This window comes from Cellulomonas sp. C5510, assembly GCF_019797765.1.
In the GTDB taxonomy this organism is placed as follows: Bacteria; Actinomycetota; Actinomycetes; order Actinomycetales; family Cellulomonadaceae; genus Cellulomonas.
This window is the reverse complement of the sequence record NZ_CP081862.1, coordinates 2,244,262-2,268,567: the sequence shown is the minus strand read 5'-3', so window position 1 is coordinate 2,268,567 and position 24,306 is coordinate 2,244,262. Positions and strand designations below refer to the sequence as shown.

Genomic DNA, 24,306 nt, shown 5'->3' with positions numbered 1-24,306 from the left:
GGGGCGCGGCGCCGCGGGTGCTCAGGACAGGACGGCCACCGAGCGGGGGCCGATGAGCAGCTGCGCGGCGCCGTCGGGGGAGGCGGGCACGAGTCTCGCCGTCGCCCAGGAGGCCACGACGCGCAGGTCCTCGCGGTCGGTGCCGAGAGGGACGACGCGCTCGGTGGCGGCGAGGTTGACCACGACCCGCGCGTCCCCCCGGTGCAGGACGAGCCAGTCGCGCCACGCGCCCTCGGGACCGTCCGAGCCGTCCGGTCCGTCGCCGGCGTCCGGCGCCCAGGTGAGGTCGGTCGCCGCGCGGTCGCCCGACGCCAGGTCCGGGACCTCGCGGCGCAGCTCCACCAGGCGCCGGTACCAGTCGAGCATGCGCGCGTGGCCGGGCAGCCCGGGCTCGTCCCAGTCGAGGCGGCTGGCCTCGACGCCCGTGGGGTCCTGCGGGTCGGGCACGCGGAACGTCTCCTCGTCCTGGCCGTACATCGCGGCCCAGCCGTGCCCGCCGAACTCCCGGGCGCGGCCCTCCCGGACGGCCTGCGCGAGCTCCGGCTCCGGGTGGTCGGTCATGTACAGCCAGGGCGTGCGGGCGCCCCACTCCTCGCCCATGAACAGCATCGGCGTGAACGGGGACAGCAGGACGAGCGCGGCCTCGGCGGCGAGCGCGCCGTCGTCCAGCGCGGCGGACGGCCGGTCGCCGAGCGCGCGGTTGCCGACCTGGTCGTGGTCCTGCCCGAACACGACGAACCGGTGCCCGTCGACGTCCGGGGGCACCGGACGCCCCCAGTCGCGACCCCGGAAGGTCGAGTACGTCCCGTCGTGGACGAACACGTCGCGCAGCGCCTTGCGGAGCGTCGCGGGCGATCCGAAGTCGACGTAGTACCCGTGCCGCTCGCCCGTGAGCAGGGCGTGCAGCGCGTGGTGCACGTCGTCGGCCCACTGTGCGGTCATGCCCCAGCCGCCGCCCGCCGTGGGCGTCACGGACACCGGGTCGTTGAGGTCGACCTCGGCGATCAGCGACAGCGGCCGGCCGACCTCCGCGGCCAGCGCGGCGACCTCGTCGGACAGGTCCGCGAGCACGTGCCGCGGGGACTCGTCGACGAGGGCGTGCACGGCGTCGAGCCGCAGGGCGTCGACGTGGAAGTCCCGCAGCCACCGCAGGGCGCTGTCGAGGATCCAGCGGCGCACCTCGCCCGCGTCGTCGCCGTCGAGGTTGACGGCCGCGCCCCAGGGCGTGTGGTGGGCGTCGGTGAAGTACGGGCCGAACTCGCCGAGGTAGTTGCCGGACGGCCCCAGGTGGTTGTGGACGACGTCGAGGCAGACCGCCAGGCCCGCGGCGTGCGCGGCGTCGACGAAGCGCTGGAGCGCCGCCGGTCCGCCGTAGGGCTCGTGCACCCCGTACAGCCCGACGCCGTCGTAGCCCCAGCCGTGCACGCCGTTGAACGGCGCGACGGGCAGCAGCTCGACCACCTGCACGCCGAGCCCCGCCAGGTGCTCCAGCCGCGCGGCGGCCGCGTCGAGCGTCCCCTCCGGCGTGAAGGTCCCCACGTGCAGCTCGTAGAGCACGGCGCCGCGCACGTCCAGCCCGGCCCAGCCCGCGTCCGCCCACTCGTGGCGCGTGCTGTCGAACACCCGGCTGGGCCCGTGGACGCCGTCCGGCTGCCACGGGCTGCGGGGGTCGGGGCGCGGGTCTCCGCCGTCGAGGACGAAGGCGTAGTCGGTGCCGTGCGGCAGGTCCCGGTCGGGCGTCCACCAGCCGTCCGGGCCGCGGGTGAGCGGCACGGTGTCGGCGCCGCCGTCGTCCGCGGCGGGCAGGTGCAGCGCCACGCTGCCTGCGCGCGGCGCCCAGACGGCCCCGGCGGGCCGGAGGGCCGGGGTCCCGGTGCTCGCGCTCATGCGTCCGTCCTCCTCACCAGCAGGGCCACCGGCATCCGGTCGAGCAGACCGGCGAGCTGCTGCACCCCGCCGGGCACGCTGCGGTCGGCGAGCACGTCGTGCCAGTCGCCCTCGGGCAGCGCCACGGTGTGGTCGTCCCAGCCGCCGAGCCGGTCGACCATCGCGGCCAGCCGCGTCGCGAGCACGGCGACCCGCGGCTCCCCGTCGGCGGTGCGGGCGTAGGTCAGCACGTGGCCCGAGGAGTGGGCGATCGGCACCAGGCCCGCGCCCGGTCCCACGAACGCCTCCGGCACGTCCCGGCGCAGCCGCAGGGCGCGCGAGGTGACGAGCAGCTTCTCGTCCGCGAGGTCGCGCGGGCCGGCGCCCTCGTCCAGGCGGGCGAGCCGTGCGGCCAGCGCCTCGGCGTCGACGGGCCGCCGGTTGTCGGGGTCGACGAGGGCGACCGCGGGCACCTCGGTGCCCTGGTACACGTCGGCGACGCCCGGCAGCGTGAGCTGGACGAGCTTCTGCCCGAGGGTCGCGGCACGGACCGCGGGCCGGGTGCGGTGCTCCCACGCGACGAACAGCTCCGCGACGCGTCCGTCGGTGAGCGCCTGCGCCGCGGCGTCCAGCACGGCCCGCTCGTAGGCCTCGTCGGGCGCGGTCCAGGACGTGCGGTCCTTCGCCTCCCGCACGGCCTTCGTGAGGTACTCCGCGAGCCGGTCGCCCGCGATGGGCCCGTCCGCGGTCCACGTGCCGGCGAGCGTCTGCCACAGCAGGTTCTCCGTGCGGCCGTCGAGCAGGGACGAGCGGTACGGCGCGGACGCGGCGCGCAGCCGGCCGACGAGCTCCGCCCACTCCACCGGGAGCTCGGACAGCACGCCCAGTCGGGCGCGCACGTCCTCGCTGCGCTTGGTGTCGTGCGTCGACAGGGTCGTCATGCCGAGCGGCGTCTGCTGCTGGGCCCGGGCGGCCCACGCGATCAGCTCGGTGGGGGACAGCGAGAACCGGTCCGGCTCACCCCCGACCTCGGTGAGCGAGACCAGGTGGGTCCAGCGGTAGAACGCGGTGTCCTCGACGCCCTTGGCCATCACGGCGCCGCAGGTCTGCTGGAACCGCACGACGAGCTCGTCGCGGCGCGGGTCGCGCGTCCGGCCTGCGCTGCCGACCTCGCGGCCCAGCAGCAGGTCGACGAGCACGTCCATGGTGGCCGCCCGTTCCGGGGACAGGCGGTCCCGGGCGGTGCGCGCGGCGTGCTCCAGCACCTCGACGTCCGCCGGGTGCGGCGTCCGCCCGGGCACGACGTACGCCCGGTACCGGTCCATCGCGACGAGCAGCTCGACCAGGCAGTCGTGCAGGGAACGCCACGTGTGGTCGCGCAGCCGCAGGTCGTCGCGGCAGACCTCCGCCGCGAGCTCGGTCAGGCGGTACACCTCGGCGTACAGCGCCCGGTCGACGATCTGCCGCTTGGCGGTGTCGACGATCTCGGGCAGCGCGTCGGACGTGTCGCCGGAGAGGCGGTGCAGCAGGGCGCCGAGGCGCGCGCCGCCGCCGGGGTCGACGAACGCCTGCTGGATCCGCCACAGCGCCTCGTACCCGGTCGTGCCGGCGGTCGACCAGTCCGCGGGCAGCTCCTCCTCGCCCTGCAGGATCTTCTCGACGACGACCCACGCGCCGCCGGACCGCTCCCGCAGCCGGTCCAGGTAGCCGCCCGGGTCCGCGAGGCCGTCGGGGTGGTCGATCCGGAGCCCGTCGACGACGCCGTCGTCGAGCAGGCGCAGCACCAGGGCGTGGGTGGCGTCGAACACGTCGGGGTCCTCGACGCGGACGGCCGCGAGCGTGCCGACGTCGAAGAACCGGCGGTAGTTCAGCTCCTCGTCGGCGACCCGCCAGTAGGCGAGGCGGTAGTGCTGCCGCTCGAGCAGCTCGGCCAGGGGCAGCGCCTCGGTGCCGGGACGGACGGGGAACACGTGGTCGTAGTAGCGCAGCACGGGCTGCGGGTCGTCACCGTGCCCGGGGACGACCTCGTGCTCGAGCCGCAGCTCGCCGGACGCCAGCACCGCGCCGATCCGGTCGCCGAGGACGGGCATGAGCACGTCGCCCTCGCCGGCGGACCAGTCGACGTCGAACCAGGACGCGTACGGCGACTCGGGGCCCTCGGCGAGCACCGACCACAGCGCGCGGTTGTGCCACGCCGGGGTGGGGACGGCCATGTGGTTCGGGACGATGTCGAGCACCAGACCGAGCCCCGCGGCGTGCGCCGCGTCGGCGAGCCGGCGCAGGCCCTCCTCGCCGCCGAGCACGGGGGAGACCGTGTCGTGGTCGACCACGTCGTACCGGTGCGTGGAGCCGGGCGCCGCTGTGAGGACCGGCGAGAGGTACACGTGCGTCACGCCCAGGTCGGCCAGGTACGGCACGCGGGCCGCGACGTCGTCGAACGTGAGGTCCGCGCCGAGCTGGACGCGGTACGTCGACGTCGGGACGGGCCGGTCGGGGGCGGGGAGCCGGCGGGACGGGGTGCGTGCCTCCGGGCCGCGGTCGACGGTCATGCGCGACCGCCCGGCTGCGGGGCCGGCGGGCCGTCCTGCGGCGGGGCCGGCGGCTGCGCGCCGGCGTCGAGGGTCGTGGTGGCGGGAGCCTGCGTGACCGGGTCCACCGCCTGCACCGGCGGCCGCACGAGCACGACCGTGGAGCGGTGCTCGAGCCGCACGTCGACACCGGCGGCGAGCTCGTCGCCGGGTGTGAGCTGGTGGTCGGTGTCCAGGGCGACGGTCCACGTGTCGCCGTAGTCCGACCCCGGCAGCGTGAAGGTGGTCGGCTCCGGCTGCGCGTTGAACAGCACCAGGAACGAGTCGTCGACGATGTCCTCCCCGCGCAGGTCCGGCTCGGCGATCGCGTCGCCGTTGAGGAACACCATGACCGACCGCGCGAGGGCCTCCTGCCACTGCGCGTCGGACATGTGCTCCCCGGCCGGCGTGAACCACGCGATGTCCCGCAGGTCGGACTCGCCACCCCGCTCGGGCGCCCCGGCGAAGAACCGGCGCCGCCGGAACACGGGGTGGTCGCGACGCAGGTGCACGACGCGGCGGGCGAACTCGAGCAGCGTCGTGCGGCGCTCGTCGAGGTCCCAGTCCACCCACGACAGCTCGTCGTCCTGGCAGTAGACGTTGTTGTTGCCCTGCTGGGTGCGGCCCAGCTCGTCGCCGTGCGCGATCATCGGCACGCCCTGGGACAGCAGCAGGGTGGTGAGGAAGTTGCGCTGCTGCCGACCGCGCAGGTCGAGCACCTCGGGGTCGTCCGTGGGGCCCTCGACGCCGCAGTTCCAGGACCGGTTGTGGCTCTCGCCGTCGCGGTTGCCCTCGCCGTTGGCCTCGTTGTGCTTCTCGTTGTACGACACGAGGTCGGCGAGCGTGAACCCGTCGTGCGCGGTGACGAAGTTGACGCTCGCGATGGGCCGGCGGCCGGAGTGCTCGTACAGGTCCGCGGAGCCGGACAGCCGGCTGGCGAACTCGGCCAGCGTCGACGGCTCCCCGCGCCAGAAGTCCCGCACCGTGTCGCGGTACTGCCCGTTCCACTCCGACCACAGCGGGGGGAACCCGCCGACCTGGTAGCCGCCGTCGCCGAGGTCCCACGGTTCCGCGATGAGCTTGACCTGGGAGATGATCGGGTCCTGCTGCACGATGTCGAAGAACGCGCTCAGCCGGTCGACCTCGTGGAACTGCCGGGCCAGCGTCGCCGCGAGGTCGAACCGGAACCCGTCGACGTGCATGTCCTGCACCCAGTAGCGCAGCGAGTCCATGATCAGCTGCAGCACGTGCGGCGAGCGCATGAGCAGCGAGTTGCCGGTGCCCGTCGTGTCGAAGTAGTGCGCCTTGTCCTCGTCCACGAGCCGGTAGTACGACGCGTTGTCGATGCCGCGGAACGACAGCGTGGGGCCGAGGTGGTTGCCCTCGGCGGTGTGGTTGTAGACGACGTCGAGGATGACCTCGATGTCCGCGGCGTGCAGCTCCTTGACCATCGCCTTGAACTCCTGCACCTGCTGCCCGGTGCTGCCGAACGCGGCGTAGCCGTTGTGCGGCGCGAAGAACCCGATGGTGTTGTAGCCCCAGTAGTTCGACAGCCCGCGGTCCTGGAGCGCCGGGTCGTCGACGAACTGGTGCACCGGCATGAGCTCGACGGCGGTGACGCCGAGCGAGGTCAGGTGCTCGATGACGGCGGGGTGCGCGAGCGCGGAGTACGTGCCGCGCATCTCCTCGGGCACCGCCGGGTGCAGCCGGGTCAGTCCCCGCACGTGCGCCTCGTAGATGACCGAGTCGTGGTACTCGTGCTGCGGCGGCCGGTCGTGGCCCCAGTCGAAGTAGGGGTTGACGACCACGGACGTCATGGTGTGGCCCGCGGAGTCGTCGGTGTTGCGGTCGTCCTCCGCGCCGAACGTGTACGAGTACAGCGACGGGTCGTTGTCGATCTGCCCGTCGACGGCCTTGGCGTACGGGTCGAGCAGCAGCTTCGACGGGTCGCAGCGGTGCCCCTCGGACGGGTCGTAGGGGCCGTGCACCCGGTAGCCGTACCGTTGCCCGGGCTGCAGCGCGGGGACGTAGCCGTGCCAGACGAACGCGTCGACCTCGGGCAGGTCCACCCGGGTCTCGTTGCCGGCCTCGTCGAACAGGCACAGCTCCACCCGCTCGGCGACGCCCGAGAACAGTGCGAAGTTGGTGCCGCTGCCGTCGTACGTGGCGCCCAGCGGGTAGGGGCGTCCGGGCCAGATCCTCATGCGTGGTCGTCCTTCGGCAGGTGGTGGCGCTGGGCCGGTGGGCCCAGGAGCACAGCGTGCCAGCCGAACCCCCGGGTCCGCAGGACGAAGCAGCGCGGCCGGGCACGTCCGTGCGGTGGTGGGGCGGCCGCCCCCGGGCGGGAAGCGGGGCGCGTGGCACCGCCCGGGCCGCGCAGGGGCGACGTCCGACCTGCGTGCGGCGGGTGCCCGGCGGGGGTCCCGGACCGGGTCCGGCGGCGGCCGAACGGGCGACGGGTGTGCCCCTCGGGGGCGGGGTTCACCCGGTCCTCGGCGTCCGTTCACCCCGACGGACTATCGCAAAACGGGCAAAACGGACGCATGCTCGACCCATGGCGGACGAGGACGAGGCGCGCGTGGTCATCACCAACGCGGACATCGCGGCGGCGAAGCGCGACTGGCAGCTCGCCCGCAGCCGCGGGGACCTGCCCGTGCGGATCGACGCCGCGTACGACCTCTACCGCCGGCTCGTCTCCGCCCAGGCCCAGCAGATCGCCGACACCTTCCGGGAGACCGGGCGCCTGCGCGCCGACCAGGGCTGAACCGCGGACTCGCCGGGGGCAGCCGCCGCGTCCCGGGCACCGACCGGCGCGCCGTCCTGCGGGGAGTGCGGCGCCCGCGGACGCGTCGGCGCGCGGCCTACCGCGTCCCGGAGGTCGCCAGCGCCACGCCGTGCCCGGCGAGGCGCGTCAGCGCGTCGATCGTCGTGCGGACGCCCACGCCCGCGGTCAGGTCGGTGAGCACCCGCACGTCGAAGCCGGCGGCGACGGCGTCGAGCGCCGTGGCGGCGACGCAGTGGTCCGTGGCGAGGCCGACCACGTCGACGCCGTCCACCCCCCGCGCGCGCAGCACGTCCGCGAGCCCCGTCCGGCTCCCGTCACCCTGGCCCTGCACCTCGCCCTCGAAGCCCGAGTAGTCCTGCCGCCCCTGGCCCTTGCGGACGTGCACGGTCCCCGCGGGCAGGCGGAGCGCGGGGTGGTACGCCGCGCCCGGCGTGCCGCGGACGCAGTGCTCCGGCCAGGTGGTCACGTAGTCGGGGTCGGCGCCGACCGCGAAGTGCCCGGCGTTCGAGTCGGGCAGCGGCTCGTGCCAGTCGGCCGTCGCGACGACGGCGTCGTACGAGCCCGCGGCACCGCCGAGGAACGCCGTCACCGCCCGGGCGACCTCCGCGCCCCCGGCCACCGCCAGGGCCCCGCCCTCGCAGAAGTCGTTCTGCACGTCCACCACGACCAGCGCCCGGCCCACCGCAGCCTCCCCTCGGTGGCGCACCCGGTGCGCGCCCCGCGTCCCACTCTAGGAGCGCGACCCACCCGACCGCCGGGCGACGACCACCGTCCCGTCGACGTCGTCGTCGTGCTCCACGCGGGTTCGCAGCCCGTGCGCCTCGCACGCCGCGGCGGTCGCGTCGGCCTGGGCCGTGCTGGTCTCGATGAGCAGGTGCCCGCCGGGGGCCAGCCAGCCCGGTGCGGCGGCCGCCACGCGGCGGTGCAGGTCCACGCCGTCCGCCCCGCCGTCCAGCGCGACCAGCGGCTCGTGGTCCCGCGCCTCCGGGGGCATGTGCGCGATCTCGGTGGTGGGGACGTACGGCGCGTTCGCCGCGAGCACGTCCACCCGGCCGCGCAGTCCGGCCGGGAGCGGCGCATCGAGGTCGCCCTGGAGCGCCGTCCCCAGGCCGTCCAGGTTCGCGCGGGCGCAGGCCACCGCCGCGGGGTCGATGTCCGTCGCCCACAGCCGGGTCCCGGGATGCGCTCGGGCGACCGCGAGGCCGACCGCCCCCGTCCCGCAGCACAGGTCCACCACCGTCGGGTGCGGGACGCCGGCCGCCAGCCGCACCGCGCGCCGTACGAGCGCCTGCGTGCGGGCACGTGGGACGAACACCCCCGGTGCGACCGCCACCCGCAGCCCGGCGAACGCGGCCCAGCCGACGACCTGCTCCAGCGGCTCGCCGGCGACCCGGCGCCCGACCAGCACGTCCAGCGTCGCCTGGTCCGGCGCCTCGCCGGCGAGCAGCGCGGCCTCGTCCTCCGCCCAGACGCACCCCGCCGCCCGCAGCCGAGCGGCCACGGCGACGAGCTCGGCGGGGGTCGGGGTCACGGGCGCCGAATCTACGCCCGCGCCCGCCCGGGGTCGTGGGAGCGGACGTCCCGGGGGTCACGGGAGCCCCCTCGGGACGCCCGGGCCCGGCTGGTCCGGCGCGCCGGTCCAGGGCCGCCACGCGGGTCCGCACCCGCGTGGGTGGTGGTCGCGCGCCGGTACGCTGGTCCGGCGGCCCCGATAGCCCAACCGGCAGAGGCGTTCGGCTCAAACCCGATCCAGTGTGGGTTCGAATCCCACTCGGGGCACCGCACCGCACCGCGGTGATCCGCGCGGGCACCGTCGGCGCGACCGCTCGGCGGCACAGGCCCGGCGCGACGGCGACGAGCCCCCGCGGCCCGGGCCGGCGCGGGTGGTGGCCGGACCACCCTGTCGGCCCGCCGGGCCCGCCCAGCGGACCGGGACGAACCCGACCACGCGGTCGGCGTGCCGAGGTTCACAGGGGCGTTCCGGGCGTCCGGGGCGGACGTGGTCCTAGAATCTGATCCCGTGAGCACCCAGGACGCGACGCCGACCACGCCGGACGGCAGCGAGCAGCAGGCCGGCAGCACCCCCCTCGACCTCGACATCCCGCAGGCCCGTGCGGCCGAGAGGGCCCCCGAGGCGACCGCGAAGCCGGCTCGGCGCGCGGTGGTGGCGGAGGACGAGGCCCTCATCCGCATGGACGTCGTCGAGACGCTGCGCGAGGCGGGTTTCGACGTCGTCGGTGAGGCGGGCGACGGCGAGCAGGCCGTGGCGCTGGCCACGGAGCTCAAGCCCGACGTCGTGGTCATGGACGTCAAGATGCCGGTGCTCGACGGGATCTCCGCGGCCGAGCGCATCGCCAAGGCCCACCTCGCGCCGGTCGTGCTGCTCACCGCGTTCTCGCAGACCGAGCTGGTGGAGCGCGCCCGGGACGCCGGCGCCATGGCGTACGTCGTGAAGCCGTTCAGCCCGGCGGACCTGCTGCCGGCGGTCGAGATCGCCATCTCCCGCTACGCGCAGATCACCGCACTCGAGTCCGAGGTCGCGGACCTCGCCGAGCGCTTCGAGACCCGCAAGCGCGTGGACCGCGCCAAGGGCCTGCTCATGACGAAGATGGGTCTGACGGAGCCCGAGTCGTTCCGCTGGATCCAGAAGACCTCGATGGACCGCCGCCTCACGATGCGCGAGGTCGCCGACGCGGTCATCGAGCAGGTCGGTGGCGGCGCCTGACGCCCCACACGTCCGGTCGCTCCCCGAGGCCCGGTCCGCCCGTCGTGGCGGACCGGGCCTCGGTGCGTCAGGGCCCGGCGGCGGACCGCTCGTGCGGCGATGGTCACGAATCGGCAACAACCACTGGTTGAGACACGGCCGACACACGTCGGACACACGTGGCCCTTACGTTCGCGGCCACAGCACCGGCCGGGGCTCCCGGCCGGCAGTACTCACCGACAGGGGTACCACGCATGATCCGTACGACTCACGCCGTCCAGTCGGCGGCCCTCGCCGGCGCCGTCGCGCTGGTGCTCACCGCGTGCTCCAGCTCCGACGACGGCGGGTCCGGCGACGACGAGACGGCCGGCGGTGACAGCAGCCCGCTGATCGTCGGCACGCTCCTCCCGCAGACCGGCACCCTGGCGTACCTCGGCCCGCCGGAGGTCGCCGGCGTCGACCTGGCGGTCAAGGAGATCAACGAGGCGGGCGGCGTCCTGGGCCAGGACGTCGAGGTCACGCACGCGGACTCCTCGGACGCCGACCACGCCGAGGTCGCGACCCAGTCGGTGACCGACCTGCTGTCGCAGGACGTGCAGGTCATCATCGGTGCGGCGTCCTCGTCCGTCACGCTCAACGTGATCGACGACATCACGGGCGCCGAGGTCGTGCAGATCTCGCCGGCGAACACGGCGACGTCGCTGTCCGGCTACTCGGACTTCTACTTCCGCACCGCCCCGCCGGACACGGTCCAGGGCTCGGCGCTCGGCAACCTCATCACCGGTGACGGGCACTCCAGCATCGGCATCCTGGTGTTCAACGACGACTACGGCACCTCGCTGCGCGACGTCGTCAAGGAGACCGTCGAGGCCACGGGCGCGACCGTCGTCTACGGCAACCCGGGCGAGGAGTTCGACCCGGCCGCGAGCAGCTTCGCGACCGACGTCACGGCGCTGATGGCGACCGACCCCGACGCGGTCGTGGTGCTGGCGTTCGAGCAGACCAAGCAGATCATCCCCGAGCTCGCCGCCGCCGGCGTCGACCCGTCGACGATCTACATGGTGGACGGCAACACGGCGGACTACTCCGCGGACTTCGAGCCGGGCACGCTCGAGGGCGCCCAGGGCACCATCCCCGGTGCGTTCCCGAGCGACGAGTTCCAGGCGCGCCTCAAGGAGGTCGACCCGAACCTCACCGACTACGCCTACGGCCCCGAGTCGTACGACGCGACGATCCTGGCGGCCCTCGCGGCGGTCAAGGGCGGCGCCACCGACGGCCCGACGATCCAGGCGAACCTGGCGGCGGTCTCCGGCGCGGACGGCGGCGAGGAGTGCTCCACGTTCGCGGACTGCGTCGAGCTCCTCGACGGCGGCAGCGACATCCACTACGTCGGCCAGGCGGGCACCGGCCCGTTCAACGAGGACAACGACCCGTCGTCGGCGTTCATCGGCGTCTACACGTACGGGGCCGACAACAAGAACGTCTGGGTGAAGGCGGTCGAGGGCTCCGTCGAGTGACGCGACCCTGACCGGCGGCAGCCGGCAGCACCACCACCCCGGGGCCCGGGACGCCACGCGCGTCCCGGGCCCCGGCGCGTGCCCTCGGGGGCTTCCACGGGCCCGGTGGCGCGGCGTACGGTCGCCGGGCACGGGCCGCGCGGCCCGGCGCACCGTCCGCGAGGGGGACCACGATGTGCCGGAACATCACGACGCTGCGGGGGCTGGAGCCGGCCGCGACGCCCGAGGAGGTCGAGGCCGCCGCGCGGCAGTTCGTCCGGAAGGTCACGGGCGTCCAGGTCACGAGCGCGGCGACCCACGAGCCCGTCGAGCGGGCCGTCGCGGAGGTGGCGGCGATCGTCACGCGGCTGCTCGCCGAGCTCCCGGACCGGCGTCGCCCGCCGGCCACCGTGCCGCCGCTGCGGCGCCCGGAGGTGCGGGCGCGCCTCGGGATGGCGCCGTTCGACGCGGGGGAGCCGGAGGTCGGCGCGGGGCACGACCACGCGCACCCGCACGACCACGACCACCCGCACGACCACGCGCACCCGGACCACGCGCACCCGCACACGCACGAGCCCGCGCCGGCCTGACGGCGGACGCGGGCTCGCGACGGGAAGACGGCCTCAGCCCTGCGGGGCCTCCCGCCGCGCCGCGGCCTCCACGTCGGTGGCGAGCGTCCCGAGGTACAGCTCGATGACCTTCGGGTCGTGCATGAGCTCGCGCCCGGGGCCGGAGTAGGCGTTCGACCCCTGGTCGAGCACGTACGCGCGGTCGCAGATCTGCAGGCAGCGCCGGGCGTTCTGCTCGACGATCACGACCGACACGCCCGCCTTGTTGATCGTGCGGGTCCGCAGGAACGTCTCGTCCTGGCGCACGGGGGACAGACCGGCGGACGGCTCGTCGAGCAGCAGCACGGACGGGTCCATCATCAGCGCGCGTGCCATGGCGACCATCTGCCGCTCGCCGCCGGACAGCGACCCGGCGCGCTGCTTGCGCCGCTCGCCGAGCACCGGGAACAGGTCGACGACGAAGTCGAACCGCTCCGCGAACCGCTTCGGGGCCTGGAACAGCCCCATCTCGAGGTTCTCCTGGATGGACAGCGACGGGAACACGTTGTTGGTCTGCGGCACGAACCCGACGCCGCGCCGCACCAGCGAGTCGGCGCGGTGGTTGGTGATGTCCTCGCCCTTCAGCACCACCGAGCCGGACCGGATCGACACCAGACCGAACAGGGCCTTGAGGAGCGTGGACTTGCCGGCCCCGTTCGGGCCGATGATGCCCACGAGCTCCCCGGGGTGCACCACGAGGTTGCAGCCGTTGAGGATGTCGACGCCCGGCACGTAGCCCGCGACGAGGTCGGTCGCGGCGAGCAGCGGCTCGCCGGCGGGCGCCCCGCGGTGGACGGTCGAGGGGTCCGACCCCTGCACGGCGGTGCTGCTCATCGGGTGCCCTCCTTCGTGTCGGTGCCGGCGAACGCGTCGTCCACCTGCCCCGCCTCCTCGGCCTCGAGCCGCTGGATGCCGTCCTCGAGCAGTGCGTCGTCCCCCAGGTCCGTGTCGTGGTGCGCGCCGAGGTAGGCGTCGATCACGGCCTGGTCGGCCATCACGGCCTCGGGCGGCCCCTCGGCGACGATCCGGCCCTCCGCCATGACGACCACCCAGTCCGAGATGTGCCGGACCATGTGCATGTCGTGCTCGACGAACAGCACGGTCGTGCCGTCCTCGCGCAGCGCCTGGATGTGGCCGAGCAGCGACTGCGTCAGCGCCGGGTTCACGCCGGCCATCGGCTCGTCGAGCATGACCATCGTGGGGTCCGACATCAGCGCCCGCGCCATCTCGAGCAGCTTGCGCTGGCCGCCGGACAGCGAGCCCGCGTAGTCGTCGCGCTTGGTGTCCAGCTTGAACCGGGCGAGCAGCTCCTCGGCCTTCTCGGTGATCTCCTTCTCCCGCGCCCTCCACAGCGGCGGGACCAGGGCGGTGAACAGGTTCTCGCCGGGCTGGTGGGTGGCGCCGAGCCGCATGTTCTCGATCACGGTCATGCGGGACAGGGCCTTGGTGAGCTGGAAGGTGCGGACCATCCCGGACCGGGCGACGCGCGCCGCCGCGACCCCGGACAGCGACCGCCCGTCGAACGACCACGTGCCGGTGCTCGGGCGGTCGAAGCCGGTGAGCAGGTTGAACAGCGTCGTCTTGCCGGCGCCGTTCGGCCCGATGAGGGCGGTGATGGCGCCGCGCTGCACCTCCAGGTGCTCCACGTCGACGGCGGTCATGCCGCCGAAGTGCCGGGTGACGCCGTCGGCGACCACGATCGCGTCCGGCTTCAGGACGCCGGGCGTCCGGGCGACGTGCGCCAGGTCCGCGGTGACGCGGTCCTTGCCGCTGGCCGTGGTGGCGTGGGGGACGGGCGGCGGCACGTGGCCGCGGGGGACGTCAGCGGACATCGATCGCCAGCTCCTTCTTGTCGCCGAGGATGCCTTGGGGCCGGAAGATCACCAGCAGCATGAGCGTCACGCCGACGACGATCCAGCCGAACTGCTCGATCTGCTCGGTGCGCATCACCGACTCGGGGACCCCGACGCGCATGACGGACTTGATGAGCATGAGCGAGACCCAGAAGACGATCGACCCGAGCACCGGCCCGAACACCGTCGCGGCACCGCCGAGCAGCAGGATCGTCCAGACGAAGAACGTCATGGGGCGGCCCATCGAGTCGGGCTGCACCGCCCGGGGCAGCACGTAGACGATCCCCGCCACCGCGCCGATCACGCCGCCGAGCACCAGGGACTGCATCTTGTACGAGTAGACGTTCTTGCCGAGCGACCGCACGGCGTCCTCGTCCTCGCGGATCCCCTTGAGCACCCGGCCCCACGGGCTGCGGACGAGCAGCCACACCAGCAGGCACGCCAGGGCGACGACCGCCCAGCCGACGATGCGGATCCACCACGAGTTGGACGCGTTCGTCGAGTACTCGAACGGACCGAGCGCGAGGGTGCCGTCCGGGAACGGCGACGCGTCCTGGAACGTGTCCTTGTACGAGTTGCCGCGCAGGCCGGACGAAGCGCCCGTCAGGTCCGTCAGGGCTGTGGACCGCCCGACGAGGCGGATGATCTCGGCGGCGGCGATCGTCACGATCGCCAGGTAGTCGCCGCGCAGCTTGAGCGTGGGGATGCCGAGCAGCAGGGCGAACACGGCGGCGCAGGCGATCGCGACGAGCACCGCGGCCCACAGCGGCCACCCGGCGATGGTCGAGATCGCGAAGCCGTAGGCACCGAGCAGCATGAACCCGGCCTGGCCCATGTTCAGCAGGCCGGTGAGGCCGAAGTGCACGTTGAGGCCGATGGCCGCCAGCGCGTAGGCGGCAGTGGTCGGGGCGAAGATCTCGCCCGCGACGTTGACGAGGATGCGGGACCACTCCATGACGGCTCCTTAACCGATCCGCTCGGCGCGTCCGAGGATGCCCTGGGGCCGCAGCAGCAGGACGAGGATGAGGATGAGCAGGGCGCCGGCGTAGCGCATGTCGCTCGGGATGACGAGGTTCGACATCTCGACCACCAGGCCGATGACGATCGAGCCGGCCAGCGCGCCGAACGCCTGGCCGAGGCCGCCCAGCGTCACCGCGGCGAACATCAGGAGCAGCAGGGCGCCGCCCATGTTCCAGGACGTGGCGTTGAGGTAGAGGCCCATGAGCACGCCGCCGAGCGCGGCGAGCGCCGCGCCCAGCACCCACACGAGCCGCACGATGCGGTCGACCGTGATGCCCGACGCCGCAGCCAGCGCGGGGTTGTCGGAGACCGCCCGGGTGGCGCGGCCGACCCGGGTGCCGAGCAGGAAGTACGCCACCGCGGCGAGGACGACCGCCGCCAGCAGCAGCGACCACAGCGACGTCGTGCTGATCCGGACGGGACCGAGCGTGACCGTCGTCGGGTTCGTGGTGACGATGCGCAGCGCGCCCCCGCCGAAGAAGAACTGGTACGTGTACTGCAGGGCCATCGACAGGCCGATCGTGACGATCACCTGCTGCGTGGTGCCGACCCGCCGCTTGCGCAGCGGGTGCCACATCCCCGCGTCCTGCAGCCAGCCCGACGCGGCGCCGACGACCACGGCCAGCACGCCCGCGACGAGCAGCGGCAGGCCCCCGAGCTGGACGCCCACGTAGGCGGCGATCGCGCCGAGCGTCACCTGCTCGCCGTGCGCGAAGTTCGACAGGCCGGTGGTGCCGTAGATCAGCGACAGCCCGACGGAGGCCAGCGCGAGCAGCACGCCGAACACCAGGCCGCTGCTGGCCTGCTGGGCGAGCCGGCCCCAGGAGAACCCGCCGGAGCCGGACGACCCCGTGGGGGTCCCCACCTCGTCGGACGGGGCCGGCGCGGTGCTGCCCGGGTCGGGGGCGGCGGTCTCGTCACCGCCGCCGGCGGGCGCCGTGGGCTCGCCCAGCGGGAAGAGCACGCCCGCGGAGGATCCGAGCGCGACCGTCACGGTGCGCGGGTTGCCCGACGGGTCACGCAGCGTCTCCCCCGCGGGGAGCGTCGCGGTGTCGAGCGTGACCGTGTAGTCGCCCGCCTCGGTCACGGCCAGCGTCCAGCGGCCGTCGGCGTCCGTCGTGGCCCGGCTCGTGCCCCCGGGGCCGTCGACGTCGAGCACGACGCCGGCCGCGGGCTGCTGGGCGGACGTGCGGATGGTGCCGTTGAGGCACCCGGTGGCCGCGTCGGCGACGCAACCGGCAGCCGCTGCCCGGGCGCTGCCCGGGACGGCGACGGTGAGGATCAGGGTGAGGAGGAGCACGCCGAGGACGGCGAGCGCCCCGGCGGTGGAACGGTCCCTGGTCGCGGCTCGGCGCACCTGGTCCTCCGTCCGGTCGTGGGCCGACGGATCGGCCGGAGTCGGCTGCGGGCTCAGGCGAGCACGCAGGACGACCGGGGGCCCCGGCTCGTCACGTCCTGCTCTCCGTGAGTTGGCGCGACAGTAGGGAGCGTTCGTTTCCGGACGATTACGGGCGTGTTCGAGGCGTTCGCGGCCTCCGGGGGCCGCCGGGCGCAGGCACGCGCGGCCCGCACCGGGCCGCTCCGGTGGCGCGTTCACCCGGGCGTGTGAGCCAGGTCGCACCCCGTCGTGCTGACCAGGGCGTTCGGGCGCGGGCACGTGGTTCGCTGCCCGAGGCGACTAGGCAGGACGGGGGGACGTGCGCCATGATCGGGCGGTGCCGCGGGGGGCGCAGCAGGCTCGCGACGACATCGTTGTCGTCGCCCCGTCCGAGTGCTGACAGGAGGTCGCCGTGCCGTCGCCCGTCACCGTGCGCCCTGCCCGACCCGAGGACCTCGACGTCCTCGTCGCCCTGAGCCTCGCCGCCCGCGCGGAGTCGGTGGTGGGCGCGCAGCTCTGCACGGACGACGCCGACCGCCTGCGGCACCAGATCGGCGCGCTCGTCGGTGAGCCGGGGGCGTGCGGGATCGTCGGCCTGCTGGACGGCGAGGTCTGCGGGCTGGCCCTGGCCCGGATCGTCGGGCCCAGCCTGTTCACGGACGAGGTGGCCGTCTCGATCGAGGCCGTCTACGTCGCGGAGGGCGCGCGCCGCCGCGGCGTGGGCCACGCCCTGCTCGGCGCCGTGGTCGAGGAGGCCCAGCGGGCCGGTGCCGCGGACGTGCTCGCGGTCCCGCTGCCGGGAGCGCGCGGCATGCTGCGGTTCCTCGCTCGGCTGGGGTTCGCCCCCGCGGCCGCGCACCGCGTGGCCAGCACCGAGGCGCTGCAGCGCCGGCTGGTCGCCGACGCCCCGGCGCGACGCAGCACGCGCGTCGGGCTGGACGACCTCATCGCGCGCCGGCGCCGGGCGCGGGCCGGCCGGAACGCGACCGCCGCCGAGGCCGCAGTGGCTCAGACCGGGCGGTCGTCGATCAGCATGCAGGTCAGCCGCGCGGAGCACACGCGCCGGCCGCGCGGGTCCTCGACCACCACGTCGTAGGTCGCCACCCGCCCGCCGAGGTGCACCGCGGTGGCGGTGCCCGTGACGACGCCGTCGGTCGCGGACCGGTGGTGCGTGCAGCTCAGCTCGATGCCCACCGCGCGCCGGCCCGGGCCGGCGTGGGCGGCGGCCGCGTACGAGCCGAGGGTCTCGGCCAGGGCCGCCGAGGCACCGCCGTGCAGGAGGCCGTAGGGCTGCGTGTTGCCGGCGACCGGCAGCGTCCCGACGGCCCGCTCCGGCGTCACCTCCAGCAGCGTCATGCCCAGGCGCTCCATGAGCGTGCCGGGAGGGAAGGCGAGGCCGGGGTCCCCGGCGCCGTCGGGGGCCTCGGGGGTGTCGATGGGGTGCGGGCCGGTGTCGGACATGCCCGATAGGTTGGCACCCGTGACTGACGCGACGCGACTCCCCGCCGGCGGGCAGCCCGCACGACTGCTCCTGGTGGACGGCCACTCGGTGGCGTACCGGGCGTTCTTCGCCCTCCCGGTGGACAAGTTCGCCACCTCGACCGGCCAGCCCACCAACGCGGTCTTCGGGTTCGTGTCGATGCTCGCCAACCTGCTGCGGGACGAGGCGCCGACGCACGTCGCGGTGGCCTTCGACGCGGGTCGCACGACGTTCCGCACGGAGCAGTACGAGGAGTACAAGGCGAACCGCTCGGCGTCCCCCGAGCCGTTCCGCGGCCAGGTCGAGGTCATCAAGCAGGTCCTCGCGACCATGCACATCCCGACGCTGGACAAGCCGGGCTTCGAGGCCGACGACATCCTCGCGACGCTGGCGCGCCAGGGCGCGGCCGAGGGGATGGACGTGCTCATCTGCTCGGGCGACCGCGACTCGCTGCAGCTCGTGACGGAGCGCGTCACCGTGCTCTACCCCGTCAAGGGCGTCTCCGAGCTCGCGCGCATGACGCCGGAGGCCGTCGAGGCGAAGTACGCCGTGCCGCCGTCCCGGTACCCCGACGTCGCCGCGCTGGTGGGCGAGTCGTCGGACAACCTGCCGGGCGTGCCCGGCGTCGGGCCGAAGACGGCCGCGAAGTGGATCGCCACCTACGACGGCCTGCAGGGCGTGGTCGCGAACGTCGACAGGATCACCGGCAAGGCGGGGGAGTCGCTGCGCGCGCACCTCGACCAGGTCCTGCTCAACCGCCAGCTCAACCGGCTGCTGGACGACCTGGAGCTGCCGCTCGGCCCGGAGGACCTGGCCGCGCGCCCGTGGGACCGCGAGGCGCTGCACACCATCCTCGACGAGCTCGAGTTCCGCACCCTGCGGGACCGCCTGTTCGCCATGCTCCCGGGTGAGGGCGACGGCGCGGGGGAGGTCGCCGGGCCGTCCGAGGGGCCCGGGATCGTCACGCCGGTCGACGGCGGCCTGGCCGCGTGGTTCGAGCGGCACGCCGGCGTGCGCACGGCGGTCGACGTCCAGGGCTCGGCGTCGCCGGCGGGCGGTGACGCGTGGGGGATCGCCCTCGTCGTCGGCGACGAGGCCGTGGCGTACGACCTCGCGCAGCTCGCCCCCGAGGACGAGGCGGCGCTCGGCGCCTGGCTGGCCGACCCCGCGCAGCCGAAGGCGCTCCACGCCGCGAAGGAGGCCTGGCACGCGCTGGCGGGACGCGGGTTCGCGCTCGCCGGCGTGGAGTTCGACACCGAGCTCGGCGCGTACCTGCTGCAGCCCGACCGCCGCGGCTACGACCTGTCGGACCTCGCGATCGGCTACCTGCGGCGGGAGCTCGGCGCGGTGGCGGACGACTCCGGCCAGGGAGCGCTCGACCTCGACCTCGAGGGGTCGCAGGAGGGTGCCCGCGGCGCCGTGCGCGCGGCCGCCGTGCTGGACCTCGTCGACGTGCTCGGCGGGCAGCTCGCGGACCGGGGCGCCGACCACCTGCTGCGCGACGTCGAGCTGCCGCTCGAGGGCGTGCTGGGGCGCATGGAGCACGTCGGCATCGCCGCGGACTCCGACTACCTGGCGGCGCTCGAGAAGGAGTACGACACCGCCGTGCAGCGCGCCGCCGCCGAGGCCTACGACGTCATCGGCCGGGAGGTGAACCTCGGCTCGCCGAAGCAGCTCCAGGAGGTGCTGTTCGACCAGCTCGAGATGCCGAAGACCAAGAAGATCAAGACCGGCTACACCACCGACGCCAACGCCCTGGCGGACCTGTTCGCCCGCACCGGGCACCCGTTCCTGGAGCACCTGCTGGCGCACCGCGACGCGATCCGGCTCCGGCAGACCGTCGAGGGCCTGCTGCGGTCCGTCGCGCCCGACGGCCGGATCCACACGACGTTCCAGCAGACGATCGCGGCGACCGGCCGCCTGTCGTCCACGGACCCGAACCTGCAGAACATCCCGATCCGCACCGAGGCCGGCCGCCAGATCCGCCGCGCGTTCGTCGTCGGCGCCGGGTACGAGACGCTGCTCACCGCGGACTACTCGCAGATCGAGATGCGCATCATGGCGCACCTGTCGGGCGACGCCGGCCTCATCGAGGCGTTCACCGCGGGGGAGGACCTGCACTCCTACGTCGGCTCGCGGGTGTTCGGGGTGCCGACCGACCAGGTGAGCAGCGCCCAGCGCTCCAAGATCAAGGCGATGTCCTACGGGCTGGCGTACGGCCTGTCGTCGTACGGCCTGTCGCAGCAGCTCAAGATCGACGTCGCCGAGGCGTCCGCGCTGATGCGCGACTACTTCTCCCGGTTCGGCGGTGTCCGTGACTACCTGGCCGGCGTGGCCGACGAGGCCCGCGCGACGGGCTACACCGCGACGATCCTCGGCCGGCGCCGGTACCTGCCGGACCTGACGAGCGACAACCGGATCCGCCGGGAGGCCGCCGAGCGCATGGCGCTCAACGCTCCCATCCAGGGCAGCGCCGCGGACATCATCAAGCTGGCGATGCTCGGCGTGCAGCGGGAGCTCGACGCGCAGGGGCTCGGGTCGCGGCTGCTGCTCCAGGTGCACGACGAGCTCGTCCTCGAGGTGGCTCCCGGCGAGCGCGACGCCGTCGAGGCGCTGGTGCGCGCGCAGATGGGCGCGGCGTACGCACTCGAGGTCCCCCTCGACGTGTCGGTCGGCGTGGGCCCGAGCTGGCACGACGCCGGCCACTGACCCCGCCGGCCCCGGTCACCCGACCCCCACCCACTGCGACCACCGGGCTCGCGGGCTGGTCGGACTCAGGCCGGGCGGTGCGCCACGAGGATCAGCGTGCCGGGCAGGTGCGCGCCGCGCAGGGGGCTCCAGCCGCCCCACGTCCTGTCGTGCCCCTCGGGCCAGGCGGGCTCGACCAGCGCGTCCAGCACCAGGCCGGCCGCGACGACGTCGGCCACGTGGTCCCCGACGGTCCGGTGGTACTCCGCGTACAGGACGCGGCCCTGCTCGTCCTGCTCGACGTACGGCCGCCGGTCGAAGTACGACCGGTCCGCCGTCAGGCCCCGCGGCCCCGGGTCGTCGGGGAACGCCCACCGCACGGGGTGCGTCACCGAGCACACCCACCGGCCGCCCGGACGCAGCACCCGGGCCGCCTCGGCGTGGACCCGGGCGGCGTCGGGGACGAACGGGATGGCACCGTACGCCGTGAACACCGCGTCGAACGACGCCTCCGGGAACGGCAGCGCCCGGGCGTCGGCCTGGACGAGCGGCACCGGGGTGCGTGCGCCGCCGACCGGCCCGGCGTCGGAGGGCCGGTCCGCGCCGGACCTGGCCCGCCCGCCGGCTCCCGCGCCGCCGCGCGCGCCCCGGTCCAGCCGCGCGGCGGCCCGCAGCATCCCGCCGGAGACGTCGGTGGCCACCGCCAGCGCCCCGTGCGCGGCGAGCCAGCGCGAGCACTGCGCCGCGCCCGCCCCGACCTCGAGGACCCGTCGCCCGGCGACCTGGCCGAGCAGCCGCGCGTCCGCCTCGCGCAGCCCCTCGGGGCACCACACGAAGTCGTCGTCGCCGAGGAACGAACCGTGCTCGTCGAGGTACTCGCCGGCGTTCGCGTCCCACCAGCGGCGGCCGGCACCCTCGACCGCGCCCGCAGGGAGGTCGACGTAACCGGCGGACGCCAGCGGGCCCGGGGCCGGGGCGCCGCCCGGACCTCCGTCCCGGCTGCGGTGCTGCTCCTGGCTGGTCATCCCCCCGACCGTACTGCCCCGGGACCTCCGGCTCACCGGTGCGGACCCGGTGCGGATAGCCTGGTCGCGTCGCGCGACGGAGCTGCGGCCCACCCCCACCCCCTGGATGAAGGAGACCTCAGCGTGCGAGTCGGACTGCTCACCGGCGGAGGCGACGTCCCCGGCCTGAACGCCGCCATCCGGGCCGTGGTGAAGCGCGGCGAGGGGGAGTACGGGCACTCGATCATCGGGTTCCGCAACGGCTGGCGCGGGGTGGTCGACGGGGACATCGTCCCGTTGACGCGCAACCACATCCGCAACGTCCTGCCGGTCGGCGGCACGCTGCTCGGGACGGCCCGGTACCACCCGCACGCCTCCAACGGAGGCATGGACGGCGTGCTGGCGACGCTCGAGGCGGAACGCATCGAGGCGCTGATCTGCATCGGCGGCGACGGCACCCTGCACGCCGCGTCCAAGGTGGCCGAGGCCGGCGTCAAGATCGTCGCGATCCCCAAGACCATCGACAACGACGTCTGGGGCACCGACCGGTCGATCGGCTTCGACACGGCCGTGGAGATCGCCACGGAGGCGCTGGACCGGGTCCACACGACGGCCGAGTCGCACAACCGCGTCATGATCGTCGAGGTCATGGGCCGGCACGCCGGCTGGATCGCCGTCACCGCGGGCATCGCCGGTGGTGCGGAGGTCGTCCTGGCGCCCGAGGAGCCGTTCGACATCGACGCGATCATCAAGTTCCTCAAGCACCGGCACCGCGCGCACGCGAACTTCTCGATCGTCGTCGTGGCGGAGGGCGCCGTCCCCGCCGAGGGCACGTCGATGTCCTACGAGGCCCCGGTCGGGCAGTTCGGCGAGATCGTCGCGGGCGCCATCGGCGAGCGGGTCAAGGCGGAGATCGAGCAGCGCACCGGCTTCGACACGCGCGTGACCGTGCTCGGGCACGTCCAGCGCGGGGGCAGCCCCGTCCCGGCGGACCGGATCCTCGGCAGCCGGTTCGGCGTGGCGGCGATCGACGCGATCAGCCGCGGGGAGTCGAACGTGATGACCGCGCTGCGCGGCGAGGACGTCGTCCTGGTGCCGCTGCCGGAGATCGCGGGCAAGGTCAAGCACGTCCCGGCGGACCTGCTGCGGGTGGCGCGGGCCCTGGCCTGATCGCTTTGACCGGCCGTCACCGCGGCCGGTAAGGTATTCGGCGGTGTGGCGTGCCCTGCCTCGACCTCCTAGGGTCGCGCAGAGGGGCCGCTGCGCCGCCGAATCCCTGTCCGCACGACAACTGTCCGCATCGGAGCCCATCCCTACATGAGCATCTCCACCCCCGCCAAGCCCGGCACCCCGCAGGTCGCGGTCAACGACATCGGCTCGGCCGAGGACTTCCTCGCCGCCGTCGACGCCACCATCAAGTACTTCAACGACGGTGACATCGTCGAGGGCACCATCGTCAAGGTCGACCGCGACGAGGTCCTGCTCGACATCGGCTACAAGACCGAGGGCGTCATCCCGTCCCGCGAGCTGTCCATCAAGCACGACGTGGACCCGGGCGAGGTCGTCAAGGTCGGTGACGAGGTCGAGGCCCTCGTCCTCCAGAAGGAGGACAAGGAAGGCCGGCTGATCCTGTCCAAGAAGCGCGCCCAGTACGAGCGCGCCTGGGGCACGATCGAGAAGATCAAGGAGGAGGACGGCGTCGTCACCGGCACCGTCATCGAGGTGGTCAAGGGTGGCCTCATCCTCGACATCGGCCTCCGCGGCTTCCTGCCCGCCTCCCTGGTGGAGATGCGTCGCGTCCGCGACCTCCAGCCGTACGTCGGCAAGGAGATCGAGGCGAAGATCATCGAGCTCGACAAGAACCGCAACAACGTGGTCCTGTCGCGCCGCGCGTGGCTCGAGCAGACGCAGTCCGAGGTCCGCTCCACCTTCCTGCAGACCCTGCAGAAGGGCCAGGTGCGCCCCGGTGTCGTGTCCTCGATCGTCAACTTCGGTGCGTTCGTCGACCTGGGCGGCGTGGACGGGCTCGTGCACGTCTCCGAGCTGTCCTGGAAGCACATCGACCACCCGTCCGAGGTCGTCGAGGTCGGCCAGGAGGTCACGGTCGAGGTCCTGGACGTCGACTTCGACCGCGAGCGGGTCTCGCTGTCGCTGAAGGCGACGCAGGAGGACCCGTGGCAGGCGTTCGCCCGGACGCACGCCATCGGCCAGGTCGTCCCCGGCAAGGTCACCAAGCTCGTCCCGTTCGGTGCGTTCGTGCGCGTCGAGGACGGCATCGAGGGTCTGGTGCACATCTCGGAGCTGGCCGTGCGCCACGTCGAGATCCCGGAGCAGGTCGTGCAGGTCGGCGACGACGTGTTCGTCAAGGTCATCGACATCGACCTGGAGCGCCGCCGCATCTCGCTGTCGCTCAAGCAGGCGAACGAGGGCTTCGACCCGACCTCCGAGGACTTCGACCCCGCGCTGTACGGCATGGCGGCCGAGTACGACGAGGAGGGGAACTACAAGTACCCCGAGGGCTTCGACCCGGCGACCAACGAGTGGCTCGAGGGCTACGAGACCCAGCGCGAGGCCTGGGAGGCGCAGTACGCCAAGGCCCACGAGCGCTGGGAGGCGCACCGCAAGCAGGTCCTGGACGCCGTCCAGGCCGACGCGGAGGCCGCGTCGGAGGGCGCGTCGTCGTCCTCGTCCTCCTCGTCCTCGGCCGGCGGCTCGTCGTCCTACTCCTCGGCCCCGGCCCAGGAGGCGACCGGCACGCTGGCGTCGGACGAGGCGCTCGCCGCGCTGCGCGAGAAGCTCACCGGCAACTGACACTGGTGCCGGGCTCGTCCCCGGCGCACCGGTCCGACGGGCCGGC

General features: G+C 74.2%; 19 protein-coding genes and 1 tRNA gene. 9 read left to right on the top strand and 11 right to left on the bottom strand.

Going from position 1 to position 24,306, the window contains the following annotated elements:
* Nucleotides 1-21 precede the first annotated feature (21 nt).
* The 3 genes from treZ to glgX are packed head-to-tail and all read right to left on the bottom strand — an operon-like array spanning nt 22 to nt 6,637.
* Nucleotides 22-1,887 carry a malto-oligosyltrehalose trehalohydrolase gene (treZ, locus tag K5O09_RS10605; protein ID WP_222169525.1) on the bottom strand — a complete coding sequence of 622 codons (1,866 nt, stop codon included), beginning with the start codon at nt 1,885-1,887 and terminating at the stop codon, nt 22-24.
* Complete coding sequence (gene treY / locus K5O09_RS10600; RefSeq protein WP_222169524.1) at nt 1,884-4,415, bottom strand: malto-oligosyltrehalose synthase; 2,532 nt, start codon at nt 4,413-4,415, stop codon at nt 1,884-1,886. Before treY ends, treZ begins: the two co-directional genes overlap by 4 nt.
* Nucleotides 4,412-6,637, bottom strand: a complete 2,226-nt coding sequence (glgX, locus tag K5O09_RS10595; RefSeq protein WP_222169523.1) for a glycogen debranching protein GlgX — start codon at nt 6,635-6,637, stop codon at nt 4,412-4,414. Before glgX ends, treY begins: the two co-directional genes overlap by 4 nt.
* Before the next feature lie 350 nt (nt 6,638-6,987).
* On the opposite strand from glgX, the gene K5O09_RS10590 reads away from it, so the two are divergent.
* Complete coding sequence (locus K5O09_RS10590; protein WP_222169522.1) at nt 6,988-7,197, top strand: hypothetical protein; 210 nt, start codon at nt 6,988-6,990, stop codon at nt 7,195-7,197.
* Between the two features lie 97 nt (nt 7,198-7,294).
* On the opposite strand, the gene K5O09_RS10585 is transcribed toward K5O09_RS10590, so the two are convergent.
* On the bottom strand, nt 7,295-7,900 hold the full coding sequence (locus tag K5O09_RS10585) for an isochorismatase family protein (protein ID WP_222169521.1): 606 nt from the start codon (nt 7,898-7,900) through the stop codon (nt 7,295-7,297).
* Nucleotides 7,901-7,948: 48 nt separating this feature from the next.
* Complete coding sequence (locus K5O09_RS10580; RefSeq protein WP_222169520.1) at nt 7,949-8,749, bottom strand: putative protein N(5)-glutamine methyltransferase; 801 nt, start codon at nt 8,747-8,749, stop codon at nt 7,949-7,951.
* Between the two features lie 174 nt (nt 8,750-8,923).
* On the opposite strand from K5O09_RS10580, the gene K5O09_RS10575 reads away from it, so the two are divergent.
* The 4 genes from K5O09_RS10575 (at nt 8,924) to K5O09_RS10560 (ending at nt 12,008) form a co-directional block, all read left to right on the top strand.
* Nucleotides 8,924-8,997 (top strand) — tRNA-Leu (locus tag K5O09_RS10575).
* A 241-nt stretch (nt 8,998-9,238) separates the two neighbouring features.
* The gene (locus K5O09_RS10570; RefSeq protein ID WP_370635427.1) at nt 9,239-9,943 is read left to right on the top strand and encodes an ANTAR domain-containing response regulator; all 705 of its coding nucleotides are present in this window, start codon (nt 9,239-9,241) and stop codon (nt 9,941-9,943) included.
* A gap of 233 nt (nt 9,944-10,176) precedes the next feature.
* On the top strand, nt 10,177-11,439 hold the full coding sequence (locus tag K5O09_RS10565) for an ABC transporter substrate-binding protein (RefSeq protein WP_222169519.1): 1,263 nt from the start codon (nt 10,177-10,179) through the stop codon (nt 11,437-11,439).
* Nucleotides 11,440-11,612: 173 nt separating this feature from the next.
* Nucleotides 11,613-12,008 (top strand): DUF2277 domain-containing protein, encoded by a 396-nt coding sequence (locus tag K5O09_RS10560; RefSeq protein WP_222169518.1) that lies wholly within the window; start codon nt 11,613-11,615, stop codon nt 12,006-12,008.
* A 33-nt stretch (nt 12,009-12,041) separates the two neighbouring features.
* Here K5O09_RS10560 and K5O09_RS10555 read toward each other — a convergent pair whose 3' ends face one another.
* Genes K5O09_RS10555 through K5O09_RS10540 form a run of 4 tightly spaced genes read right to left on the bottom strand, consistent with a single transcriptional unit; the run spans nt 12,042 to nt 16,256 of the window.
* Nucleotides 12,042-12,860: an ABC transporter ATP-binding protein gene (locus tag K5O09_RS10555; RefSeq protein ID WP_222169517.1), complete on the bottom strand. Its 819-nt coding sequence runs from the start codon at nt 12,858-12,860 to the stop codon at nt 12,042-12,044.
* Entirely contained in the window at nt 12,857-13,858 is a 1,002-nt protein-coding gene (locus tag K5O09_RS10550; protein WP_222169516.1) for an ABC transporter ATP-binding protein, read from the bottom strand. The genes K5O09_RS10555 and K5O09_RS10550 overlap by 4 nt, the downstream gene beginning before the upstream one ends.
* On the bottom strand, nt 13,848-14,834 hold the full coding sequence (locus K5O09_RS10545) for a branched-chain amino acid ABC transporter permease (protein ID WP_222169515.1): 987 nt from the start codon (nt 14,832-14,834) through the stop codon (nt 13,848-13,850). The genes K5O09_RS10550 and K5O09_RS10545 overlap by 11 nt, the downstream gene beginning before the upstream one ends.
* A 9-nt stretch (nt 14,835-14,843) precedes the next feature.
* Nucleotides 14,844-16,256: a branched-chain amino acid ABC transporter permease gene (locus K5O09_RS10540; RefSeq protein ID WP_222169514.1), complete on the bottom strand. Its 1,413-nt coding sequence runs from the start codon at nt 16,254-16,256 to the stop codon at nt 14,844-14,846.
* A 433-nt stretch (nt 16,257-16,689) separates the two neighbouring features.
* Between K5O09_RS10540 and K5O09_RS10535 the strand changes: the two genes are divergently transcribed.
* Nucleotides 16,690-17,373: a GNAT family N-acetyltransferase gene (locus K5O09_RS10535; protein ID WP_255595229.1), complete on the top strand. Its 684-nt coding sequence runs from the start codon at nt 16,690-16,692 to the stop codon at nt 17,371-17,373.
* Here K5O09_RS10535 and K5O09_RS10530 read toward each other — a convergent pair.
* Complete coding sequence (locus K5O09_RS10530) at nt 17,286-17,738, bottom strand: PaaI family thioesterase (protein ID WP_222169513.1); 453 nt, start codon at nt 17,736-17,738, stop codon at nt 17,286-17,288. The two genes, K5O09_RS10535 and K5O09_RS10530, sit on opposite strands and share 88 nt — an antisense overlap.
* Here K5O09_RS10530 and polA point away from each other — a divergent pair.
* Nucleotides 17,737-20,466 carry a DNA polymerase I gene (polA, locus tag K5O09_RS10525; protein ID WP_222169512.1) on the top strand — a complete coding sequence of 910 codons (2,730 nt, stop codon included), beginning with the start codon at nt 17,737-17,739 and terminating at the stop codon, nt 20,464-20,466. The two genes, K5O09_RS10530 and polA, sit on opposite strands and share 2 nt — an antisense overlap.
* A 65-nt stretch (nt 20,467-20,531) precedes the next feature.
* Here the strand turns inward: polA and K5O09_RS10520 are convergent, their stop codons facing one another.
* The gene (locus tag K5O09_RS10520; RefSeq protein ID WP_222169511.1) at nt 20,532-21,470 is read right to left on the bottom strand and encodes a class I SAM-dependent methyltransferase; all 939 of its coding nucleotides are present in this window, start codon (nt 21,468-21,470) and stop codon (nt 20,532-20,534) included.
* Nucleotides 21,471-21,593: 123 nt separating this feature from the next.
* Here K5O09_RS10520 and K5O09_RS10515 point away from each other — a divergent pair, with 123 nt between their 5' ends.
* Both K5O09_RS10515 and rpsA read left to right on the top strand, forming a co-directional pair.
* Complete coding sequence (locus K5O09_RS10515) at nt 21,594-22,619, top strand: 6-phosphofructokinase (RefSeq protein WP_222169510.1); 1,026 nt, start codon at nt 21,594-21,596, stop codon at nt 22,617-22,619.
* Nucleotides 22,620-22,766: 147 nt separating this feature from the next.
* Nucleotides 22,767-24,260: a 30S ribosomal protein S1 gene (gene rpsA, locus K5O09_RS10510; RefSeq protein ID WP_222169509.1), complete on the top strand. Its 1,494-nt coding sequence runs from the start codon at nt 22,767-22,769 to the stop codon at nt 24,258-24,260.
* Nucleotides 24,261-24,306 lie beyond the last annotated feature (46 nt).